Source organism: Sphingomonas liriopis (genome assembly GCF_024211255.1).
Taxonomy (GTDB): Bacteria; Pseudomonadota; Alphaproteobacteria; order Sphingomonadales; family Sphingomonadaceae; genus Sphingomonas; species Sphingomonas liriopis.
This window is the reverse complement of record NZ_JAMLDY010000005.1, coordinates 187,933-206,060: the sequence shown is the minus strand read 5'-3', so window position 1 is coordinate 206,060 and position 18,128 is coordinate 187,933. Positions and strand designations below refer to the sequence as shown.

At 70.1% G+C, this 18,128-nt stretch carries 19 protein-coding genes; 14 read left to right on the top strand and 5 right to left on the bottom strand.

The window, feature by feature from the left end:
- The 3 genes from M9979_RS05800 to M9979_RS05790 are packed head-to-tail and all read left to right on the top strand — an operon-like array spanning window position 1 to window position 2,563.
- Window positions 1-639 carry a 2-dehydro-3-deoxy-6-phosphogalactonate aldolase gene (locus tag M9979_RS05800; protein ID WP_254288392.1) on the top strand — a complete coding sequence of 213 codons (639 nt, stop codon included), beginning with the start codon at window positions 1-3 and terminating at the stop codon, window positions 637-639.
- A complete protein-coding gene (gene araD1, locus M9979_RS05795) occupies window positions 636-1,625 on the top strand; it encodes an AraD1 family protein (protein WP_254288391.1) in 990 nt (329 codons plus the stop codon). The genes M9979_RS05800 and araD1 overlap by 4 nt, the downstream gene beginning before the upstream one ends.
- On the top strand, window positions 1,622-2,563 hold the full coding sequence (locus M9979_RS05790) for a Gfo/Idh/MocA family protein (RefSeq protein ID WP_340689049.1): 942 nt from the start codon (window positions 1,622-1,624) through the stop codon (window positions 2,561-2,563). The genes araD1 and M9979_RS05790 overlap by 4 nt, the downstream gene beginning before the upstream one ends.
- A 222-nt stretch (window positions 2,564-2,785) precedes the next feature.
- On the opposite strand, the gene M9979_RS05785 is transcribed toward M9979_RS05790, so the two are convergent.
- The 3 genes from M9979_RS05785 to M9979_RS05775 are packed head-to-tail and all read right to left on the bottom strand — an operon-like array spanning window position 2,786 to window position 5,732.
- Complete coding sequence (locus M9979_RS05785) at window positions 2,786-4,027, bottom strand: adenosylmethionine--8-amino-7-oxononanoate transaminase (protein ID WP_254288390.1); 1,242 nt, start codon at window positions 4,025-4,027, stop codon at window positions 2,786-2,788.
- Entirely contained in the window at window positions 4,024-4,641 is a 618-nt protein-coding gene (gene bioD, locus M9979_RS05780) for a dethiobiotin synthase (RefSeq protein WP_254288389.1), read from the bottom strand. Before bioD ends, M9979_RS05785 begins: the two co-directional genes overlap by 4 nt.
- Window positions 4,638-5,732 carry an 8-amino-7-oxononanoate synthase gene (locus tag M9979_RS05775; protein ID WP_254288388.1) on the bottom strand — a complete coding sequence of 365 codons (1,095 nt, stop codon included), beginning with the start codon at window positions 5,730-5,732 and terminating at the stop codon, window positions 4,638-4,640. Before M9979_RS05775 ends, bioD begins: the two co-directional genes overlap by 4 nt.
- Window positions 5,733-5,827: 95 nt before the next feature.
- Here M9979_RS05775 and M9979_RS05770 point away from each other — a divergent pair, with 95 nt between their 5' ends.
- Window positions 5,828-6,736, top strand: coding sequence for a PEP-CTERM sorting domain-containing protein (locus tag M9979_RS05770; RefSeq protein WP_340689048.1), 909 nt, complete (start codon window positions 5,828-5,830; stop codon window positions 6,734-6,736).
- A 104-nt stretch (window positions 6,737-6,840) separates the two neighbouring features.
- Here the strand turns inward: M9979_RS05770 and dnaN are convergent, their stop codons facing one another.
- Both dnaN and M9979_RS05760 read right to left on the bottom strand, forming a co-directional pair.
- Complete coding sequence (gene dnaN / locus M9979_RS05765; RefSeq protein WP_254288387.1) at window positions 6,841-7,956, bottom strand: DNA polymerase III subunit beta; 1,116 nt, start codon at window positions 7,954-7,956, stop codon at window positions 6,841-6,843.
- Window positions 7,957-8,073: 117 nt separating this feature from the next.
- Window positions 8,074-8,670: an outer membrane protein gene (locus tag M9979_RS05760; RefSeq protein WP_254288386.1), complete on the bottom strand. Its 597-nt coding sequence runs from the start codon at window positions 8,668-8,670 to the stop codon at window positions 8,074-8,076.
- 137 nt (window positions 8,671-8,807) lie between these two features.
- On the opposite strand from M9979_RS05760, the gene M9979_RS05755 reads away from it, so the two are divergent.
- The 10 genes from M9979_RS05755 (at window position 8,808) to M9979_RS05710 (ending at window position 18,074) form a co-directional block, all read left to right on the top strand.
- The gene (locus M9979_RS05755; protein ID WP_254288385.1) at window positions 8,808-9,446 is read left to right on the top strand and encodes a histidine phosphatase family protein; all 639 of its coding nucleotides are present in this window, start codon (window positions 8,808-8,810) and stop codon (window positions 9,444-9,446) included.
- Window positions 9,443-9,916, top strand: coding sequence for a hypothetical protein (locus M9979_RS05750; protein WP_254288384.1), 474 nt, complete (start codon window positions 9,443-9,445; stop codon window positions 9,914-9,916). The genes M9979_RS05755 and M9979_RS05750 overlap by 4 nt, the downstream gene beginning before the upstream one ends.
- 125 nt (window positions 9,917-10,041) lie before the next feature.
- A complete protein-coding gene (locus tag M9979_RS05745; protein WP_254288383.1) occupies window positions 10,042-10,737 on the top strand; it encodes an NYN domain-containing protein in 696 nt (231 codons plus the stop codon).
- A gap of 8 nt (window positions 10,738-10,745) precedes the next feature.
- Window positions 10,746-11,930, top strand: coding sequence for a dual-specificity RNA methyltransferase RlmN (rlmN, locus tag M9979_RS05740; RefSeq protein ID WP_479725606.1), 1,185 nt, complete (start codon window positions 10,746-10,748; stop codon window positions 11,928-11,930).
- A 25-nt stretch (window positions 11,931-11,955) separates the two neighbouring features.
- Complete coding sequence (locus M9979_RS05735; RefSeq protein ID WP_254288381.1) at window positions 11,956-12,855, top strand: 2-hydroxyacid dehydrogenase; 900 nt, start codon at window positions 11,956-11,958, stop codon at window positions 12,853-12,855.
- Between the two features lie 70 nt (window positions 12,856-12,925).
- Window positions 12,926-13,375, top strand: a complete 450-nt coding sequence (locus M9979_RS05730; RefSeq protein WP_254288380.1) for a DUF4126 domain-containing protein — start codon at window positions 12,926-12,928, stop codon at window positions 13,373-13,375.
- Window positions 13,372-14,097 carry a phosphocholine cytidylyltransferase family protein gene (locus M9979_RS05725; RefSeq protein WP_254288379.1) on the top strand — a complete coding sequence of 242 codons (726 nt, stop codon included), beginning with the start codon at window positions 13,372-13,374 and terminating at the stop codon, window positions 14,095-14,097. The genes M9979_RS05730 and M9979_RS05725 overlap by 4 nt, the downstream gene beginning before the upstream one ends.
- The gene (locus tag M9979_RS05720) at window positions 14,094-15,200 is read left to right on the top strand and encodes a hypothetical protein (RefSeq protein WP_254288378.1); all 1,107 of its coding nucleotides are present in this window, start codon (window positions 14,094-14,096) and stop codon (window positions 15,198-15,200) included. Before M9979_RS05725 ends, M9979_RS05720 begins: the two co-directional genes overlap by 4 nt.
- Window positions 15,201-15,592: 392 nt before the next feature.
- Complete coding sequence (locus M9979_RS05715) at window positions 15,593-16,714, top strand: CDP-alcohol phosphatidyltransferase family protein (protein WP_254288377.1); 1,122 nt, start codon at window positions 15,593-15,595, stop codon at window positions 16,712-16,714.
- Window positions 16,715-16,718: 4 nt separating this feature from the next.
- Window positions 16,719-18,074: a lipopolysaccharide biosynthesis protein gene (locus tag M9979_RS05710; protein ID WP_254288376.1), complete on the top strand. Its 1,356-nt coding sequence runs from the start codon at window positions 16,719-16,721 to the stop codon at window positions 18,072-18,074.
- Window positions 18,075-18,128 lie beyond the last annotated feature (54 nt).

Below are 18,128 nucleotides of genomic sequence, written 5' to 3'. Positions count from 1 at the left end.
GTGTCCGATCCCGCCGCCCGGTTCGCCGCGGCCTTTTCCGCCTGTCCGCTCGTCGCGATCCTGCGCGGCCTCAGCCCTGCCGAATGCGAAGGCGTCGGCGACGCGCTGGTCGATGCCGGCTTCACTTTGCTCGAGGTGCCGCTCAATTCGCCCGATCCGCTGGTCAGCATCGCCGCAATGGCCAAACGCTATGCCGGCCGCGCGATAGTCGGCGCGGGCACCGTACTGACGCCTGAGGACGTCGCCGCGGTGGCGGACGCGGGCGGCGAGCTCATCATCTCGCCCAATACCAACACCGACGTGATCCGCGCTTCGGTCGCGCGCGGGCTCGTGTCGCTGCCGGGCTATTACACGCCGAGCGAAGCCTTCGCCGCGCTCGCCGCCGGCGCGCACGCGCTCAAGCTGTTCCCCGCCGACGGCGCCAGCCCCGCCTTCCTCAAGGCACAGCGCGCCGTGCTGCCCAAGGCCACGCGCGTGCTCGCGGTCGGCGGCATTTCGCCCGACACCATGGCGCCGTGGCGCGCCGCGGGGGCGGACGGCTTCGGCCTCGGCTCCAACCTCTACCGCGCCGGCAAGGCGCCATCCGATGTCGCGCGCGATGCCGCGGCGTTCGTCAACGCGATGAAGGACCTCGCATGACCGCTGCCCGCCTCCTCCAGCAGCGCCTGCCCGACGGCAGCCGCCGCGTTATCCTCGCCGAGGACGACGCACGCGTCCTGACCGGCGTCGCCACCACCCGCCAACTCGCGCAGATCGCGATTCGAGAGGGCGTGTCGCTGCTCGACGCCGCGCGCGCGCGCCGTTCGGACGAGGCCGTCGACCTCGCCGCCGCGCTCGCCGCGGGAACGCTGCTGGCGGCGATCGATCACGAGGACGGCGCGCGGGTGCTGCTTGCCGGCACCGGCCTCACCCATCTCGGCTCCGCCGCGGGACGCGACGCGATGCACAAGGCCGCCGCCGCCGGCAACCAGACCGATTCGATGCGGCTGTTCCTTGAAGGCATGGACGGCGGGCGCCCCGAAGCGGGCCAGGTCGGCGCGCAGCCCGAATGGTTCTACAAGGGCGACGGCCAGGGCCTCGTCGCGCCCGAGGCGCCGCTGGTGTCGCCCGCGTTCGCGCAGGATGGCGGCGAGGAGCCAGAGCTGGCCGGCATCTACCTGATCGGCGACGACGGCACGCCCTTCCGCCTCGGCGTTGCGCTCGCCAACGAATTCAGCGATCACGTCACCGAACGGCACAATTACCTGTGGCTGGCGCATTCCAAGCTGCGGCAGGCGTCGCTGGGCGCGGAACTGCTGCTCGGCGACCCCCCCGCCGATATCCGCGGCACCAGCCGTATCGAGCGGGACGGCGCGACGCTGTGGGAACAGCCGTTCCTGACCGGCGAGGCCAATATGTCGCACAGCCTCGCCAACCTCGAACACCATCACTTCAAATATGCGTCCTTCCGCCGGCCGGGCGATATCCACGTCCACTTCTTCGGCACCGCGACGCTGTCGTGCGCCGACGGCGTGCAGACGCAGGAAGGCGACGTCTTCGTGATCGAGGCCGCGCCCTTCACGCTGCCGCTGCGCAACCCGCTCGCGCTCGCCGCGCCCGCACCCGTCACGGTGCAGCCGCTGTGAGCCATCCGATCCGTCTCGCGCTCGTCGGCATGGGCAAGATCGCGCACGACCAGCACGTCCCCGCGATCGCCGCCAACCGGGATATCGTCCTCGCCGCCACGGTCAGCCGTCATGGCGAGGGCGTCGGCAGCGTGCCGCATTTCAGGGACATCGACGACCTGATCGCCAGCGGGCTGGAGATCGACGCGGTGTCGCTGTGCACCCCGCCGCAGGTCCGCCGCGCGATCGCCGCGCGCGCGATCGCGCAGGGGTGGCACGTCTTCCTCGAAAAGCCGCCGGGCGCGACGCTGGCGGAGGTCGCGCAGCTGCGCGCCGCGGCGGATGCGGCGGGGATCAGCCTGTTCGCCAGCTGGCATTCGCGTTACGCTCCCGGCGTCGAGCCGGCGCGCGCTTTCCTTGCCGAGGCGGCGATCCGCAAGGTCACGGTGACGTGGCGCGAGGATATCCGCGTCTGGCATCCGGGGCAAAGCTGGATCCTGGAGGCGGGCGGCTTCGGCGTGTTCGATCCCGGCATCAACGCGCTGTCGATCGTCACCCGCATCCTGCCGCGGCCGTTCTTCATCACCGAGGCCGAGCTCGATTTTCCCGCCAATCGCGACGCGCCGATCGCCGCGCGTATCCGCTTCGCCGACGATACGGGGCTGGGGATCGAAGCAGACTTCGACTTCCGCCAGGAAGGGCCGCAGAGCTGGGACATCGTCGTCGAAACCGACCAGGGCACGCTGACGCTGCACGACGGCGGCGCGCGCCTGATCCTGCCCGATGGTTCCGAAGCAGCGCACAAGGACGCGCTGCACGGCGAATATGCCGGCCTCTACCACCGCTTCGCCGAGATCGTCCGCGCCCGCACCAGCGACGTCGACATCGCGCCGCTGCGGCACGTCGCCGACGCCTTTCTGCGCGGGCGGCGGATCACTGTCGAGCCGTTCGTCGAATAGATTTTCACGCGAAGACGCGAAGGCGCGAAGAGAAGAAGGTTGGTTCACGCGGAGGCGCGGAGGCGCGGAGGGGCACGCCCGGCGCGAAGCGCCCTCTTCAACAACGAGCCTGAAGGGGATGACAGCCGCTGACGCGGCACCCCTTCTTTCTTCTTCTCCGCGCCTCCGCGCCTCCGCGTGAACAATCCTTCTTCTCTTCGCGGCTTAGCGTCTTCGCGTGAATCACCTCACGCCATCGGCCGCCTCACCGATCGCTGTATAGATCGCATCCAGATCGGCATCGTCGATACAATAAGGCGGCATTACATAGACGGTGTTGCCGAGTGGTCGCAGCAACAGGTCGCGGTCTCGGAAGAACGCCAGCAGGCGCGGTCCTAAAGCCGACAGATAATCCGCCCCGTCGCGCCCCAGATCGACCGCGGTGATCGTCCCCAGCGATCGGGCGTTGCGAACCCCCTGCAACGCCGCCAATCGCGAAGCCTGCCGCGCGGCGAGGTCTGCGACCCGCGCCAGCACCGGCTCCTCCTCCCAGATCGCGATATTCGCCGCCGCCGCCGCGCAGGCGATCGGGTTGGCGGTGTAGCTCGACGAATGGAAGAACATCCGCGCGCGGTCTGCGCTGTAATGCGCCTGATAGATCGCCTCGGTCGCCATCGTCACCGCCAGCGGCACCGCGCCGCCGGTCAGCCCCTTCGACAGGCACAGGATATCGGGCACCACGCCCGCCCGCTCGCATGCCAGCAGCGTGCCGGTGCGGCCCCAGCCGGTCATCACCTCGTCGGCGATGAACAGCACGCCCGCCCGCGCGCAGATCGCCGCCATCTCGGCGAGCACCCACGCCGGATACGGCAGCATGCCGCCCGCGCCGACGATCAGCGGCTCGACGATCAGCGCCGCGGGGGCGTCGCGGCACGCCGCCGCCAGCGCATCGAGCGTCGCCTGCTCGGCGCCCGCGGCGGGGAAGGGGAGGGTCGCGACGTCGAACAGCAGCGGTTCGTAGGCGCGGTTGAACGCGCCGCGTGCGCCGACCGACATCGTGCCGATCGTGTCGCCGTGATAGCCGTGTTCAAGCACCAGGATGCGATGCCGCGGTTCGCCGCGGTTGAGCCAGTATCCCAGCGCCATCTTCAGCGCGACCTCGACCGCGGTCGATCCCGAATCGGAGAAGAACACACGGCTCAGCGCATCCGGCATGAGCCGCATCAGCCCCGCCGCGACCGCCTCGGCGGGCTCGTGGCTCCAGCCGGCGAAGATGATCTGGTCGAGCCGCTCCGCCTGCGCCGCGATCGCCGCCATGATCCGTGGATTGCGGTGGCCATGCGTCGTCACCCACCAGCTGGAGATCGCATCGACGATCCGCCGCCCGTCCTTCGTGTAAAGCGCCGCGCCTTCGCTGCGCACCACGGTCGGGATCGGCTCGCCGAGGCCGTGCTGGGTGAAGGGGTGCCAGATCGGCGAACTCACGCGAAATCCTCCTTGGCGAATCCCGCCGCGAACGCCTGCGCCAGCGTCGCGGCGTCGAGCGGATCGACCCGCCCCAAGCGTCCGAGTCGCTTCACCCCGCCGATCCGCGCGATCGTCGCTTCGCTATCCTCGACCGGCTCGCCGATGAAGGCGACGCCGAGGATCGGCACGCCGCGGCTGCGCAGGCCCTCGATGCTGAGCAGGCTGTGGTTGATCGTCCCCAGCGCGGTGCGTGCGACCAGCACCACCGGCGCGCCCCAGCGCGCGAACATATCCGCGTAGAGCAGGTCGTCGGCCAGCGGCACCAGCACCCCGCCCGCGCCTTCGACCACCAACGGCCTGTCGACCACCGGCAGCGCCAGCCGCGAAGGGTCGATCGTCACCCCGTCGATCTCCGCGGCGCGATGTGGCGAACAGGGTGTCGCCAGCCGGTAAGCCTCGGGCAGTACCTTGCTCACCCCGAGCCGCCGCACCATGTCGCGATCGGTGCCGTCGTCGAGGCCCGCCTGCACCGGCTTCCAGTAGGTCGCACCCAGCGCCGCGGCGAGGCCGGCCGCGAACACCGTCTTGCCGACGTCGGTGTCGGTTCCGGTCACGACGATCGTCCGGTTCATCGCAACACCTCCGCCAGTCCCGCGATCGCCGTTTCATCGACGTTGAGCGTGATCGACACGCGCAAACGCGCGGTCCCCGCCGGCACCGTCGGCGGCCGGATCGCGCGCACATCGTACCCCGCCGCCCGACACCGTTCGGCCAGCGCCACCGCGGCGCCGTCCGCGCCGACGATCACCGGCAGGATCTGCGATCCCGTCGCGAAGCCCAGCGCCTTCTCCGCCGCGCCGATCAGCGCCCACAACCGCGCCTGCCGCTCCGGCTCGTCGGCAAGGATGCGCAAAGCCTCCCGCACCGCCGCGGCGATCAGCGGCGACGGCGCGGTCGAGAAGATGAACCCCCGCGCGCGGTTGACCAGCATGTCGCGCAGCACCCGCGGCACGCACAACAGGCCGCCCTCCGCCCCCAGCGCCTTGCCGCAGGTATGCAGCGTCACGACATTCTCGCGACCGTGAAGCCCCGCGGCGAGGCCGCGTCCGCCATCGCCGAACACCCCCGTCGCATGCGCTTCGTCGATCAGCAGCATCGCCTGATGCCGGTCCGCCACCTCGACCAGCGCGGCGAGCGGCGCGCGGTCGCCGTCCATGCCGTACAGGCTCTCGACCGCGATCCACGGCGTGCCCGTGCCCCCGCCGCTCCGCCAGTCGCGGATCGCGCCTTCGAACGCGGCGACGTCGTTATGCGCCACCGCGACCCGCGGCGCCCGCCCCAGCCGCATCCCGTCATGCGCGCTGGCGTGGATCAGCGCGTCGTGCACGACCAGATCGCCGGGCTGCGGCAGCGTCGCGAACGCCGCGACGTTAGCGGCATAGCCGTTGGCGAAGAACAGCGCCGTTTCGCTGCCGAAATGCGCCGCCGCCTCCGCCTCCAGCGCCTCATGCTCGGGATCGTTGCCGCGCAGCAGCCGCGATCCGCCCGATCCGATGCCGACGCCGCGATCCAGCGCCGCCGCGACAGCTTCGCGCAGCCGCGGCGACGCGCCGAGCCCCAGATAATCGTTCGAGGTGAAATCGGCGCCGGCGCGCGGCACCAGCCGTCTCAGCCGGTCGGCGCTCGCCAGCCGGGCGAGATCGTCGCGATAGAAGTGCAGCATCGCGCCGCCTGTAGCGGCTGTACGCGCCCGCGCCAGTGGCACATCCGGGCTGGCCTTCGCCCGTCCCCCTCCGATAGAGGCGCGGCGACACGGACATGCGCCAATTGGAGTGCGACGGGATGATGAAGACGCTGATCGCCGCGGCGCTGGCCATGGCGACGACGCCCGCGGTGGCGCCGGCGCAGCGCGTGGCCGCGCCGATCGCCCTGCCGCGCACGATCCTGTTCATCGGCAACAGCTTCACGCAGGGCGCGCATTCGGCGGTGCGCAACTGGCACGCCGACCGCGTCACCGATCTCAACCGCGCAGGGTTCGGTGGCGTCCCCGCCTTGTTCAAGGAATTCACCGAAGAGGCGGGCCTGCGCTATGCGGTCAGCCTGGAGACGCAGGGCGGGCAGAGCCTCGCCTTCCACTACGACCAGCGCCGCCATCTGTTCGACCGCGCCTGGGACGTTGTCGTGCTGCAGGAGTACAGCACGCTCGATCGCGAACGGCCCGGCGATCCGACGCGCTACATCCGCAGCGTCGGGCAGCTGGGGTCGCTGTTCCGCGTCCGCAACCATGCGGTGCGCGTCGAGCTGATGGCGACGTGGAGCCGCGCGGATCAGGTCTACCAGCCCGGCACCCCCTGGTCCGGCCGGGGGGTGTTCGCGATGGCCGACGACCTGCGCGCCGCCGCCGATCGCGCGCGGCGTACCAACCGGTCGGTGTCGGGGGTGATCCCGGTGGGGCAGGCGTGGAACCGCGCCTTCGCCGCGCGCGTCGCCGACCCCGATCCGTACGACGGCGTGACGTTCGGCCAAGCGAACCTGTGGTCCTACGACCAGTATCACGCCAGCACCGCGGGCTATTATCTCGAGGCGCTGGTGACGTTCGGGCAGGTGACGGGCGTCGATCCGCGGACATTGGGGCGGGGCGAGCGCGCCGCCGACGAACTCGGCCTGTCGCCCGATCTGGCGGCGTCGCTCCAGCTGATCGCGTATGAGCAGCTGGCAGCGCGCTGAGATACGCGCGCCGTCTGGTCGCTTCACCCGCTCACTGTCGAAGGGCCTGAGTCTCAAGGTGCTTCGACAGGCTCAGCACGAACGGCGTCATAGTCGGAACGCCATCACACCCGCATCGGCATCAGCACGTACAGCGCCGGCGCCTTGTCGTTCTCGCGGATCAGCGTCGGCGCGGCGGCGTCGGCGAGGTGGACCTCGACCGAATCGCCGTCGATCTGGCCGAGGATGTCGAGCAGGTAGCGGCTGTTGAAGCCGATCTCGAACGGCAGCGCGACATATTCGCCGGGCACTTCCTCGGCGGCGGTGCCGTTTTCGGGGCTGGTCACCGACAGCGTGATCTTGTCGCGGTCGAGCGCCATCTTCACCGCGCGCGTCTTCTCGGTCGCGATCGTCGAGACGCGGTCGACGCCCTCCTCGAAGCTTCTGGGATCGAGCTTGAGGATCTTGTCGTTCGCGGTCGGGATGACGCGGCTGTAATCGGGGAAGGTGCCGTCGATCAGCTTGGATGTCAGCACCGCCTGGCCGAGGTCGAAGCGGATCTTCGTCCCCGACAGCGACACGCCGACCGAACCGTCGACCTCGTCGAGCAATTTGCGCAATTCGGCGACGCATTTGCGCGGCACGATCACGTCGGGCATCCCCGCCGCACCGTCGGGCCGCGGCAGCGTCACGCGCGCGAGGCGATGGCCGTCGGTCGCCGCCGCCTTCAGCGTCGGTTCGGAAGCGTCGTCCTGGACGTGGAGGAAGATGCCGTTGAGGTAATAGCGCGTCTCTTCGGTCGAGATGGCGAAGCGCGTCTTGTCGATGATCTGCTTCAGCGTATCCGCCGGAATCTCGAACTGCGTCGGCAATTCGCCCTCGGCGATCACCGGGAAATCGTCGCGCGGCAGCGTGCCGAGCGAGAAGCGCGCGCGGCCCGCGACGATCGACATGCGTCCTTCCGATGCGGCGAGCTGCACCTGGCTACCCTCGGGCAGCTTGCGCGCGATATCGAACAAAGTGTGTGCGGAGACGGTGGTCGATCCCGGCTGGTCGACCGCAGCCAGGACCGATTCGTTGATCTGCAGGTCGAGATCGGTCGCCATCAGCCGCAGCTGGCCCTCCGCGGTCGCCTCGAGCAGCACGTTCGACAGGATCGGGATGGTGTTGCGCCGCTCCACCACGGACTGGACATGGCTCAGCCCCTTGAGGAGCGTTGCGCGTTCGATCGTCGCCTTCATGGATTCTACCCCCGTCCCCCGAATCCGGGGCGTGTTCCCGACAGTCCTACCCATTAAAAAGGGGCCGGAGCAAGCACTCCGACCCCTCGGGCGATTCCGGTTAACAGCGGGTTATCATCAGAACCGCATGCCGACGCCGGCGACCAGCTGATGGCGGTCGGCGTCGATGTCGTAGCGGTCGGCCTTGCCGTAATGCGAATAGCGATATTCGCCCTTCACATAGGTGTTGGCGCCGAGCTGGTGCTCGAGCCCGGCACCAAGACGGAAACCATCCAGATCGGCATGATCCTCGGTACGCGCGCTGCCGGCGTCGTAGCGCGTCTCGACGCGCGCGTTGGTGTAGCCGGCCTTGGCATAGGCCATCGTCGACGGGTTGAGCACGAAGCCCGCGCGACCGCCGACGTACAGGTCGCGGCCCGCGCCGACGCGCAGCCGGTCGCCCGCGGTGACCAGGTTGTCGTCGTGCGTCGCGGTGGTCGATCCGGTCAGCTCGCCCTCGGCGCCGAGGATCAAATTGTTGACCCGCGCGTCGTAACCGACCGCGCCGCCGTAGACGACGCCGTCGCTCGACTCCGAGCCGCGGCCGTCCTTCAGCACGTCGTAACCGACGACACCCTCGATGCGCAGGCCGGTGAACGGGGCGTTGGCGGTCTGGGCGAAGGCGGGGGCGGCGAGCGCGGACGTGACCGCGGCGGCGAGAATGAGGGTACGCATAAGCAACTCCTTGACTGGCACGCGCGAACAGGCGGCGTGCCCGGCTCCAATGGCCCAGCCGCGCCCGCGTTGCATGAACCCCAGCTAAACACGGAAAAGCGTTGCATTCGCGCCACAGCGATCCGACACGGGCCAGCATGACGCTTCCCTTCCGCAAAGGCCGCGACTTCATCGCCCGGCATGGCGAAACCGTGTTCAACGCCGCCGCGCGGTTGCAGGGCGATGCGCCGCACACCCCGCTGACTCGCGCCGGCTTCGCGCAGGCCGAGGAGATCGGGCGGGCGCTCCGCGAGACGCTCGGGCCAAAACCGGCGCTGACCCTGTGGTCTTCGCCGACCGGACGCGCGCTCCAGACGCTCAGCGTCATCGCCGAACATCTCGAACTCGACTGGCACGACACGCGCACCGACCCGCGGCTGGTCGAGATCGGCATGGGCAGCTGGGGCGGACGCTATTATGCCGAGGTGATCGGCGAGGTCGGGCCGGTGGTGACGCCCGAAGGGCTGCTTCGCCCGGCGGCGGACGGCGAGGACTATCCTGCCATCGCCGCGCGCGTGTCGGGCTGGCTGGCCGACACGCAGGACGATCCCGGCGACCGGCTGGTCATCATGCACGGCATTTCCAGCCGCGTGCTGCGCGGCGTGATGACCGGCGCGACCGAGCATCCCGAATGGGGGGCGCCGATCGCCCGCGGCCTGCCGCAGGGATCGCTGGTGCTGGTCGAGAACGGCCGCGAGACGGTCGCGCACCGCGGCACGGGGCATGCGCCGGCGTGACGCCGCTGCTCGCATTCCTGCTGCTCGCCGCACCGGCGTCGGCGCGCGAGACGATCGGCGTCTACAAGAGCTGGGGCGCGTTTCGCGACGCGACGCCGCCGCGCTGCTACGCGATCGCCCGCCCCGCCGCGGCGGGCGGGCGCAGCACCGGCTGGGCGAGCGTCGCGAGCTGGCCCGGCCGCGGCCTGCGCGCCTCGCTCCACATCCGCCTGTCGCGCCCCCGCGACCGCTCGGCGCCCGTCACGCTGACCGTCGGCGAGCGCCGCTTTGACCTCGTCGCCAACGGCCTCGACGCCTGGGCCACCGACGCCCCCAGCGACCGCGCCATCGTCGCCGCGCTCCGCTCCGGCCGCAGCATGAGCGTCGAGGCGGTGGGCGAGGGCGGCCGCCCCTTCGCCGACGTCTATCTGCTCGCCGGCGCCGCGACCGCGATCGACGCGGCGGTGCTGGGGTGCATGGGCGGCGGCTGACCTTGATTTTTGCGGCCTGTCGGGTTATATGCCGTGCATCCGTCCCCGGCAGTACGTCTTGAGGCGCCGCAAGGCAGACATCAGCTCAAGGCCGAGCCCGGGGACTTTTTATTTTCTGGTGAACCATGGCAACCGCGTTCGTGATCGACGGGGCGTATTTCCTGCGTCGGCTACGTTGGACCTTTCCCCATATCGATCACAAAGACCCGACGAAGGTGGTCGATTCGCTATGGCGGCTGGTGCGCTGGCACATGCAGTTCAACCCCGCATTCCGTCGTGATCGAGACACGGGTGTTCATTCGATGGAGAGCCCGGAACTCCACCGCATATTTTTCTATGATTGCCCGCCGCTGACCAAGAAGATGCATCGGCCGATATCACGACAGGCCATCGACCTTTCCAAAACGGACGAAGCGCAATTAAGACTCGCCGTGCATCGCGAATTGCGGGAAACGCGAAAGGTCGCGGTCAGGCTCGGTCGTCTTAACGATGCATCCGAATGGCGGCTGACGGTCGATGCCGTAAAGCGTCTGCGTAGCGGGGTTGTGGCGCCGCTGACGGATGCCGACTTCGAGATCGATACCAAGCAGAAGGGTGTCGACATGAAGCTGGGGCTCGATGTGGCCACCTTGGCGTTCAAACGTCAGGTGGGGCAGATCGTGCTGATCGCCGGGGACGCGGATTTCGTTCCGGCCGCCAAATTGGCACGCCGCGAAGGTATCGATGTCGTGTTGGAGACAATGGGGCGGGACGCACCAGAAGACTTGCATGCGAATGTGGATGGCGTGCGGCACTACGAAGAGGACCGGAAGCAGCCATGACCCCCGCGATGCCCATCCCGGGCCACATCGACCCCGTTCCGGTCCCGCGCGCGAAGACGTTTCGCGAGGACGGGCGGATCGACCTGATCGGCCTCGGCAAGGACGAGTTGCGCGCGACATTGCTCGACGCCGGCATGGAACTGCGGCAGGCGAAGCTGCGCGCCAAGCAGATCTGGCACTGGCTGTACAATCGCGGCGCCACGCAATTCTCCGCGATGAGCGACATCTCGAAGACGATGCACCCATGGCTCGAGGAACGTTTCGTCATCGGCCGGCCGGAGGTGGTCGAGGCGCAGGTATCGACCGACGGCACGCGCAAATGGCTGCTCCGCTCGCCCGACGGGCAGGATTACGAGGCGGTGTTCATCCCCGACGCCGATCGCGGCACGCTGTGCGTGTCGAGCCAGGTCGGCTGCACGCTCAACTGCCGCTTCTGCCACACCGGCACGATGCGCCTCGTCCGCAACCTGACCGCGGGCGAGATCGTCGGGCAGGTGATGCTGGCGCGCGATGCCCTGGGCGAATGGCCGAGCCAGCCCGAAGGGCGCATGCTCACCAATATCGTGATGATGGGGATGGGCGAGCCGCTCTACAATTTCGACAGCGTGCGTGACGCATTGAAGCTGGTGATGGACGGCGACGGCCTCGCGCTGTCGAAGCGGCGCATTACGCTGTCGACCAGCGGCGTCGTGCCGATGATGGCGCGCGCCGGCGAGGAGATCGGGGTCAACCTCGCGGTGTCGCTGCACGCGGTGACCAAGGAGGTGCGCGACGAACTGGTGCCGCTCAACAAGAAATACGGCATCGAGGAGCTGTTGCAGGCCTGCGCCGATTATCCCGGCGCCAACAACGCGCGCCGCATCACGTTCGAATATGTGATGCTCAAGGACAAGAACGATTCGGATGCCGAAGCGCACGAACTCGTCCGCCTGCTGCGCAAGTACCAGCTGCCCGCCAAGGTTAATCTGATCCCGTTCAACCCCTGGCCGGGCGCCGCCTACGACACGTCGACGCCCGAGCGCGTACGTCGGTTCAGCGACATCATCTTCGAAGGCGGCATCTCCGCGCCGGTGCGCACCCCGCGCGGCCGCGACATCGACGCCGCCTGCGGCCAGCTCAAGACCGCCGCCGAGAAGAAGAGCCGCGCGCAGATGGACCGCGAGGCGGACGAAAAGATGGCGGCGCTGGGCTGATCGCCCTCCGGTGCGTTGACCGGCGATGACCCCCATCCTCGCGCTGTCGCCGTTGCCCGAAACGCTCGCCCCGCTGCTGGAGGCGCGCTTCGCCGTCCATGTCGGTGAGGTGGGGGCGCCGCTCGCCACGATCCGTGCGCTGGTCGGCGGCGGGTCGATGCGGGTCGATGCGGCGCTGCTCGACCGGCTGCCGGCGCTCGAGATCGTCGCGATCCACGGCGTTGGTCATGACGGCATCGACCGCAGCGCCTTGCAGGCCCGGGGCATCGCGCTGGCGATCACCAGCGATGTGCTGACCGACGACGTCGCCGACCTCGCCATCGGCCTGTGGCTCGCGGTCGAACGGCGGATCGTCGCCAACGACCGGGCGGTGCGCGATGGCGGCTGGCCGGTGCCGCTCGCACGCCGCGCGTCGGGGCGGCGGATCGGCATCTACGGCCTCGGCGCGATCGGCCGTGCGATCGCCCTCCGCGCCGCGCCCTTCGCCGGCGAGCTGCTCTACACCGCGCGGACGCCAAAGCCCGATGTGCCGTGGCGCTTCGTCCCCGACCTCCCCGCGTTGGCGGAAGCGAGCGACGTGCTGATCCTCGCCGCCGCCAGCGGACCCGACAATGCCGGCGCAGTCGATGCGCGGGTGCTGGCGGCGCTGGGCGCATCGGGCGTGCTGGTCAACGTCGCGCGCGGCGCGCTGGTCGACCAGCCGGCGCTGATCGCGGCGCTGACGGCGGGCGGCATCGCCGGCGCCGGGCTCGACGTCTTCGCCGACGAACCCGACGTGCCCGAGGGGCTGCGCCGCGACACGGTCGTGCTGTCGCCGCATCAGGGATCGGCGACCGTCGAGGCGCGCGCGGCGATGGCGGCGATGGTCGTCGCCAATCTGGAGGCGCATGTCGCCGGTGCGACGCCGCCCGGTCTGGTGCGCTGACGTAACGATTCGCAACCCGATCTCGCCTGCGGGGTTATGCACGCACCCCTTTGCCAGTCAGGACCCCGCCATGCTCCGTTCGATCCTCATCGGTCTCGTCGCCGGACAGCGTGGGCTGACGCCGCTCGCGGTCGTCGCCGGTGCCGCCGTCAACGGCCGCCTGCCCAAGGATGCGCCAGGCGGCGCGCTGCTCGCGCACCCCGCCGTGGCCGCCGCTGCGGTGTCGCTGGCGGCGGCTGAGATGGCGGGCGACAAGATGCCGACCGCGCCCAACCGCACCGTCGTCGCCGGCCTGCTCGCGCGCAGCCTGACCGCCGCCTTCGCCGGTGCCGCGCTCGCCCCCAAGCCCGAACGCAAGCTCGCCGCGGCGGTCGCGGTGGCGACCGCGATCGCCAGTTCGCACCTCGGCCTCGCGCTGCGGCTGCGCGCGATGAAGCGCTGGGGCCAGACCGCGACGGGCGCGGTCGAGGATGCGCTGGTGCTCGGCAGCGGCCTCGCCATCGCCAACCTGCGCCGTTGACGCGCGCGCCGATGCAGGCGGTGATCCTCAGCGCCGGCATCGGCTCGCGGCTGCTGCCGCTGACCCGCGAAATCCCCAAATGCCTGGTCGAGGTCGGCGGGCGCAGCATCCTCGACCATCAATTGGACGCGCTCCACGCCGCTGGCGTGGCGGAGGCGACGATCGTCGGCGGCTATCGCTACCGCCAGATCGGTGCGCACCTCGCGCGCAGCCGTCCGCCGCTGCCCGTACGCCTCGTCTTCAACCCCTTCTGGTCGGTGGCGAGCAGCATCGGCAGCGTGTGGATGGCGCGCGACCGGCTCGACGCGCCGTTTTGCCTGGTGAACGGCGACACGGTGTTCGCCGCCGACCTGCTCGCCGCGGCGGTGCGCGCGCCGGGCGAGGGGACGGGGCTGCTGGTCGAACCGCTCGCCGCGCCCGAGCCCGACGACATGCTCGTCACGATCGCCAATGGACAGGTCTGCGCGGTCGCCAAGGATCTGCCCTACGACGTTGCGACGCACCGTTCGCTCGGGGTGATCGTGTCAGCCGGCGGCGACGATTACGTGCGCGCGCTGGAGAGCGTCATCGCGCGGCCGGGTGGGCTCGACGCCTTCCATCATGCGGTGATCGCCGAGCTCGCCGGCTATGCGCCGGTGCGCGCGATCGTCGCGGGCGAGGGGGCGTGGCAGGAGATCGACCGGCCGGACGACATCGCCGCCTGGACCGGCCGCGCGCGGTGAGCGACGTCGCCTTCCTGTTCCTTGGCGAGACGCTGCTGATCCCGCACCTGTTCCCGGTGCTCGACGCGCTGACCGCCGCGGCGCCGGAGCTGACGGTCGACGTCTGGGTCGCGACCTCGATGCACGAAGCGCTGATCGGCGGCTGGCTCGGCGAGCGCGCCAACGTCCGCCTGCGCCGTGCGCCCGGCTATCGGCAGCTGGAGGACTGGCCGGCAGGGCGCAACCCGCCGCTGCCCGCCAAGCTGCCGCTGCTTGCCCGCCTCGCGCCGCGATTGCTCGGCACGAAGGTGGTGGTGTCCGCCGAGCAGACCAGCCTGTGGATTCCGACGCTGCTGCCGACGCGCGCGCAGTATGTGAACATCCTCCACGGCGCGGGATCGATGATGAACCGCGACGACCGCCGCCGTCGCGCCGCCGCGCTGACCATCGTCGCCGCCGAACGCGAGCGGACGGCGCTCGCGGCGCATGGCGTCGATCCAGCCCGCATCGCGGTGACTGGCTATATCAAGGCCGGGTTTCGGCAACGCGCCTTTGCGACGCCAGCCTTCGCCAAGTCGCGCCCGGTCCTGCTCTACGCGCCGCACTGGCAGCGACATCGCTCGTCGTGGTGGGATTGGGGCGAGGCGGCGGTGCACGCGATCCTCGCGTCGGGGGCGTACAATCTGATCTTCGCGCCGCACCAGCGGCTGGTCGAGAAGGCGCCCGAACTGCGCACCTTCGCCGCGACGTTGGCGGAGCGCGGCGACGTCCATGTCGACCTCGACAGCTTCGCGATGGTCGACGGCAGCTACACCGCCGCCGCGGACCTGTACCTCGGCGATACGTCGAGCCAGGTCGTCGAGTATCTGATGCGTCCGCGCCCGTGCGTCTTCCTCGATCCGCGCGGCGTCGCCTGGGCGGGCGATCCGAGCTACGACATGTGGAAAGCGGGCGAGGTGGTGACCGACCTCGACACGCTCTTGCCGGCGCTGGAGAGGGCTCCGGCGTTACATCCGCAGTTCGAACCGGCGCAACGCGCCTTCGCTGCCGAATCGCTCGGGGAGGTCAGCGGTGCGGCGCCGATGCGCGCGGCGGAGGCGATCCTCGGCGTGTTGAGGAATTAGAATCACGCGAAGGCGCGAAGCTGTCTCGCTTGCGGAGCGCTAAGCCCCGCCCCATGCCTCACCCCGGCGGACGTCGGGGGCCCATGGCAGGGCTGATCCCGCCGTATCGCACCGCTGTTGCCGCAGCGTCTCCCTGGGTCCCGGCGTTCGCCGGGATGACGGATTGGGGGAGCGGCAGCTTTCGTCACCGAACGTGATGCGCGATGCTCCAGCCCCAAGCGCGACCCCTCTGCGCTCTCTGCGCCTCTGCGCGCCAAACCCCTTCTTCTTCTCCGCGCCTCGTCGCCTCCGCGTGAACCAACCGTCTTCGCGCCTTCGCGTCTTCGCGTGAATCAAAACCGCCACAAACCAGACGGCTATCCCGACCCCGCCGCGCACGCTATCCGACGGGAATGGTTGCCGATCCCACGCCCCAGCCGACGGTCGTTCCCGTCGGCGACAATCCGACGCCGCTCTGGGGCATGTCCGCAGCCGAGCGGCTGCGGCGGATGGCGGCGGCACGCAAGCTGGTGGTGGCGGACGACACCAGCGGCGACGTGCTGCTCGCCAACCTCGCCTTCGCCTTCGATCCCGCCTGGCTGCCGCATCTGGTCGCGCGACCCGGCACGGTGCTGACCCGCGACGGCGTGCCGGTGCTCGCGCATGTCGCCGCCGCGGACCGCGAGCGCGTCGCCGCGGCGATGGTCGCCGATCGCCCGCTCGATCCCGCCGGCCTGACCGTCATCGCCGCGGAGGACGAGGCGGGCATCTTCAACGAGAGCTTGCGCAAGCGCGAACGCCCGTTCGCCGAGCGGCTGACCCCCGCCAGCGTCCCCGCGATCGAGCGCGCCAGCTATGTCGGCGCGTACAAGGGCGTCACCGACCTGCTGACCAAATACCTCTGGCCGGAATGGGCGCTGTGGCTGACCCGGTTGTGCGCGCGTGCCGGAATCTCGCCCAATCAGGTGACGGGGATCGGGTCGGCACTGTGCATCGTCGCGACGGTCGCCTTCTGGTACGGCTGGTTCTGGAGCGGCCTCGCCATCGGCCTCGTCTTCATGGTCCTCGACACCGTCGACGGAAAGCTCGCGCGCTGCACGATCACCTCGTCGGCGCTCGGCAATGCGTGGGACCATGGCGTCGACCTGGTCCATCCGCCCTTCTGGTGGTGGGCGTGGGCGACCGGGTGCGCCGCCTACGGCCGGCCGCTGACCCATGACACGTTCGTCGCGGTGATCGCCGCGATGCTGTTCGGCTATGTCGCGCAGCGGCTGATCGAGGGGGCGTTCATCGCGAAGTTCGGCATGCACATCCACGTCTGGCAGCGCTTCGACAGCCGCTTCCGCCTCGTCACCGCGCGGCGCAATCCCAATATGGTGATCCTGTTCGCCGGGCTGCTGATCGCCCGCCCCGACTGGGGTATCGTCGCGGTCGCCGGGTGGACGATGCTGTCGCTCGTCGTCCACCTCGTCCGGCTGGTACAGGCGATAGCGGCGAAGGCACGCGGGCAGAGGATCGTCAGCTGGCTGGCGTGAGGCGATGACCACCGCGACCGCCGGTGGCGGCCCGATGCGGGCGATCGCGCGCAACCTCGGCTGGATGCTGGCCAGTCGCGGCGTGCTCGCGGTGCTCAGCCTCGTCTATCTGGCCATCGTCACGCGCACGCTGGGGGTCAGCGGCTTCGGCCGCTTCGCGCTCATCACCGGCGCGGGACAGGCGCTGGCGACGATCGTCGGCTTCCAGACGTGGCAGATCATCGTGCGCTACGGCACCGGCCCCGCCGGCCCCGCCGGCCCCGCCGGCCCCAATGGCCACGTCGGTGCCGACGGCGAGGCGCGGCTCGCCCGGCTGTTCCGCGCCTGCGGACTGCTCGACCTCGGCAGCGCGTGCCTCGGCGTGATCCTCGCCGCGGTCGTCATCTATACGTGGGGCGAGGCATTGGGCGTGCGCTCGGTGCACACCCGCGCGACGATGATCTTCACGCTCGCGCAATTGCTGTCGATCCGCTCGACCCCGCTCGGCATCCTGCGGCTGCGCGACCGCTTCTCGATCGCCGCCGCCGCCGACAGCGTCACGCCGGTGATGCGGCTGGTCGGCGCGGTCACCGCCGCGGTGCTGCTGCCCAGCGTCACCGGCTTCCTGATCGCCTGGGGCCTTGCCGAGGTGCTGACCGCCGCGGCCTATTGGGCGGCGCTGGCGCGCACCGGCGACTTGCGCCTGCTGTTCGCGCGCGGTGTCGGCGTCCGCGACGTCGTCGCCGATCACCCCGGTATCGTCCGCTTCGCGCTCGCCACCAACGCCAGTTCGTCGCTCGGCCTGTCGAGCAAGCAGATCCCGCTGCTGCTCGTCGGCGGTACCGTCGGCACCGCGTCGGCGGGCGCCTTCCGCCTCGCGCTGCAACTGGCGCTGGCGCTGACCAAGGTGTCGCAGCTGCTCGCCCGCGCGGCGTTTCCGGAGATCGTCCGCGCGGTCGCCGCCGGCGGTCTGGCGCAAGTGCGCGCGATGATCCTGCGTTCGTTCCTGATGGCCAGCGTCGTCGCCGCCTTCGCCTTCCTGATCGTCGTCCTGTTCGGTCATCCGATCCTGACGCTGATGGGCGGCAAGGACTTCGGCCCCGCCTATTCGATCCTCCTCTGGCTGGCGGCGGCGGGGTGCATCGACCTCGTCACCGCGGGGTTCGAACCGCTGCTGCTCGCCGCCAACCGCATCGGCGCGACCTTCGTCGCGCGCGTCGTCGGCATCGTCGCGCTGTTCGCCGTCGCCTTCTGGCTCAGCCCGCTGCTCGAGGTGATCGGCGTATCGATCGCGGTGCTGGTCAACGCGCTGGTCGTCGCCGGGCTGCTTGGTTTCGCCACTTATGCGTTGGTACGGCGGGAGCCCGTGCGGCCCGCCTGACCCCCACGAAAAAAGTGCCCGGCGGTTTGGACCGGAATCCTGTCCATTTCGTTT

Bases quoted from the DNA above. Each gene is read 5' to 3' on its own strand.
- araD1 (WP_254288391.1), top strand. From the start codon at position 636: ATGACCGCTGCCCGCCTCCTCCAGCAGCGCCTGCCCGACGGCAGCCGC.
- bioD (WP_254288389.1), bottom strand. From the start codon at position 4,641: ATGAACCGGACGATCGTCGTGACCGGAACCGACACCGACGTCGGCAAG.
- M9979_RS05775 (WP_254288388.1), bottom strand. From the start codon at position 5,732: ATGCTGCACTTCTATCGCGACGATCTCGCCCGGCTGGCGAGCGCCGAC.
- M9979_RS05770 (WP_340689048.1), top strand. From the start codon at position 5,828: ATGCGCCAATTGGAGTGCGACGGGATGATGAAGACGCTGATCGCCGCG.
- dnaN (WP_254288387.1), bottom strand. From the start codon at position 7,956: ATGAAGGCGACGATCGAACGCGCAACGCTCCTCAAGGGGCTGAGCCAT.
- M9979_RS05760 (WP_254288386.1), bottom strand. From the start codon at position 8,670: ATGCGTACCCTCATTCTCGCCGCCGCGGTCACGTCCGCGCTCGCCGCC.
- M9979_RS05755 (WP_254288385.1), top strand. From the start codon at position 8,808: ATGACGCTTCCCTTCCGCAAAGGCCGCGACTTCATCGCCCGGCATGGC.
- M9979_RS05745 (WP_254288383.1), top strand. From the start codon at position 10,042: ATGGCAACCGCGTTCGTGATCGACGGGGCGTATTTCCTGCGTCGGCTA.
- rlmN (WP_479725606.1), top strand. From the start codon at position 10,746: ATGCCCATCCCGGGCCACATCGACCCCGTTCCGGTCCCGCGCGCGAAG.
- M9979_RS05735 (WP_254288381.1), top strand. From the start codon at position 11,956: ATGACCCCCATCCTCGCGCTGTCGCCGTTGCCCGAAACGCTCGCCCCG.
- M9979_RS05730 (WP_254288380.1), top strand. From the start codon at position 12,926: ATGCTCCGTTCGATCCTCATCGGTCTCGTCGCCGGACAGCGTGGGCTG.
- M9979_RS05715 (WP_254288377.1), top strand. From the start codon at position 15,593: ATGGTTGCCGATCCCACGCCCCAGCCGACGGTCGTTCCCGTCGGCGAC.
- M9979_RS05710 (WP_254288376.1), top strand. From the start codon at position 16,719: ATGACCACCGCGACCGCCGGTGGCGGCCCGATGCGGGCGATCGCGCGC.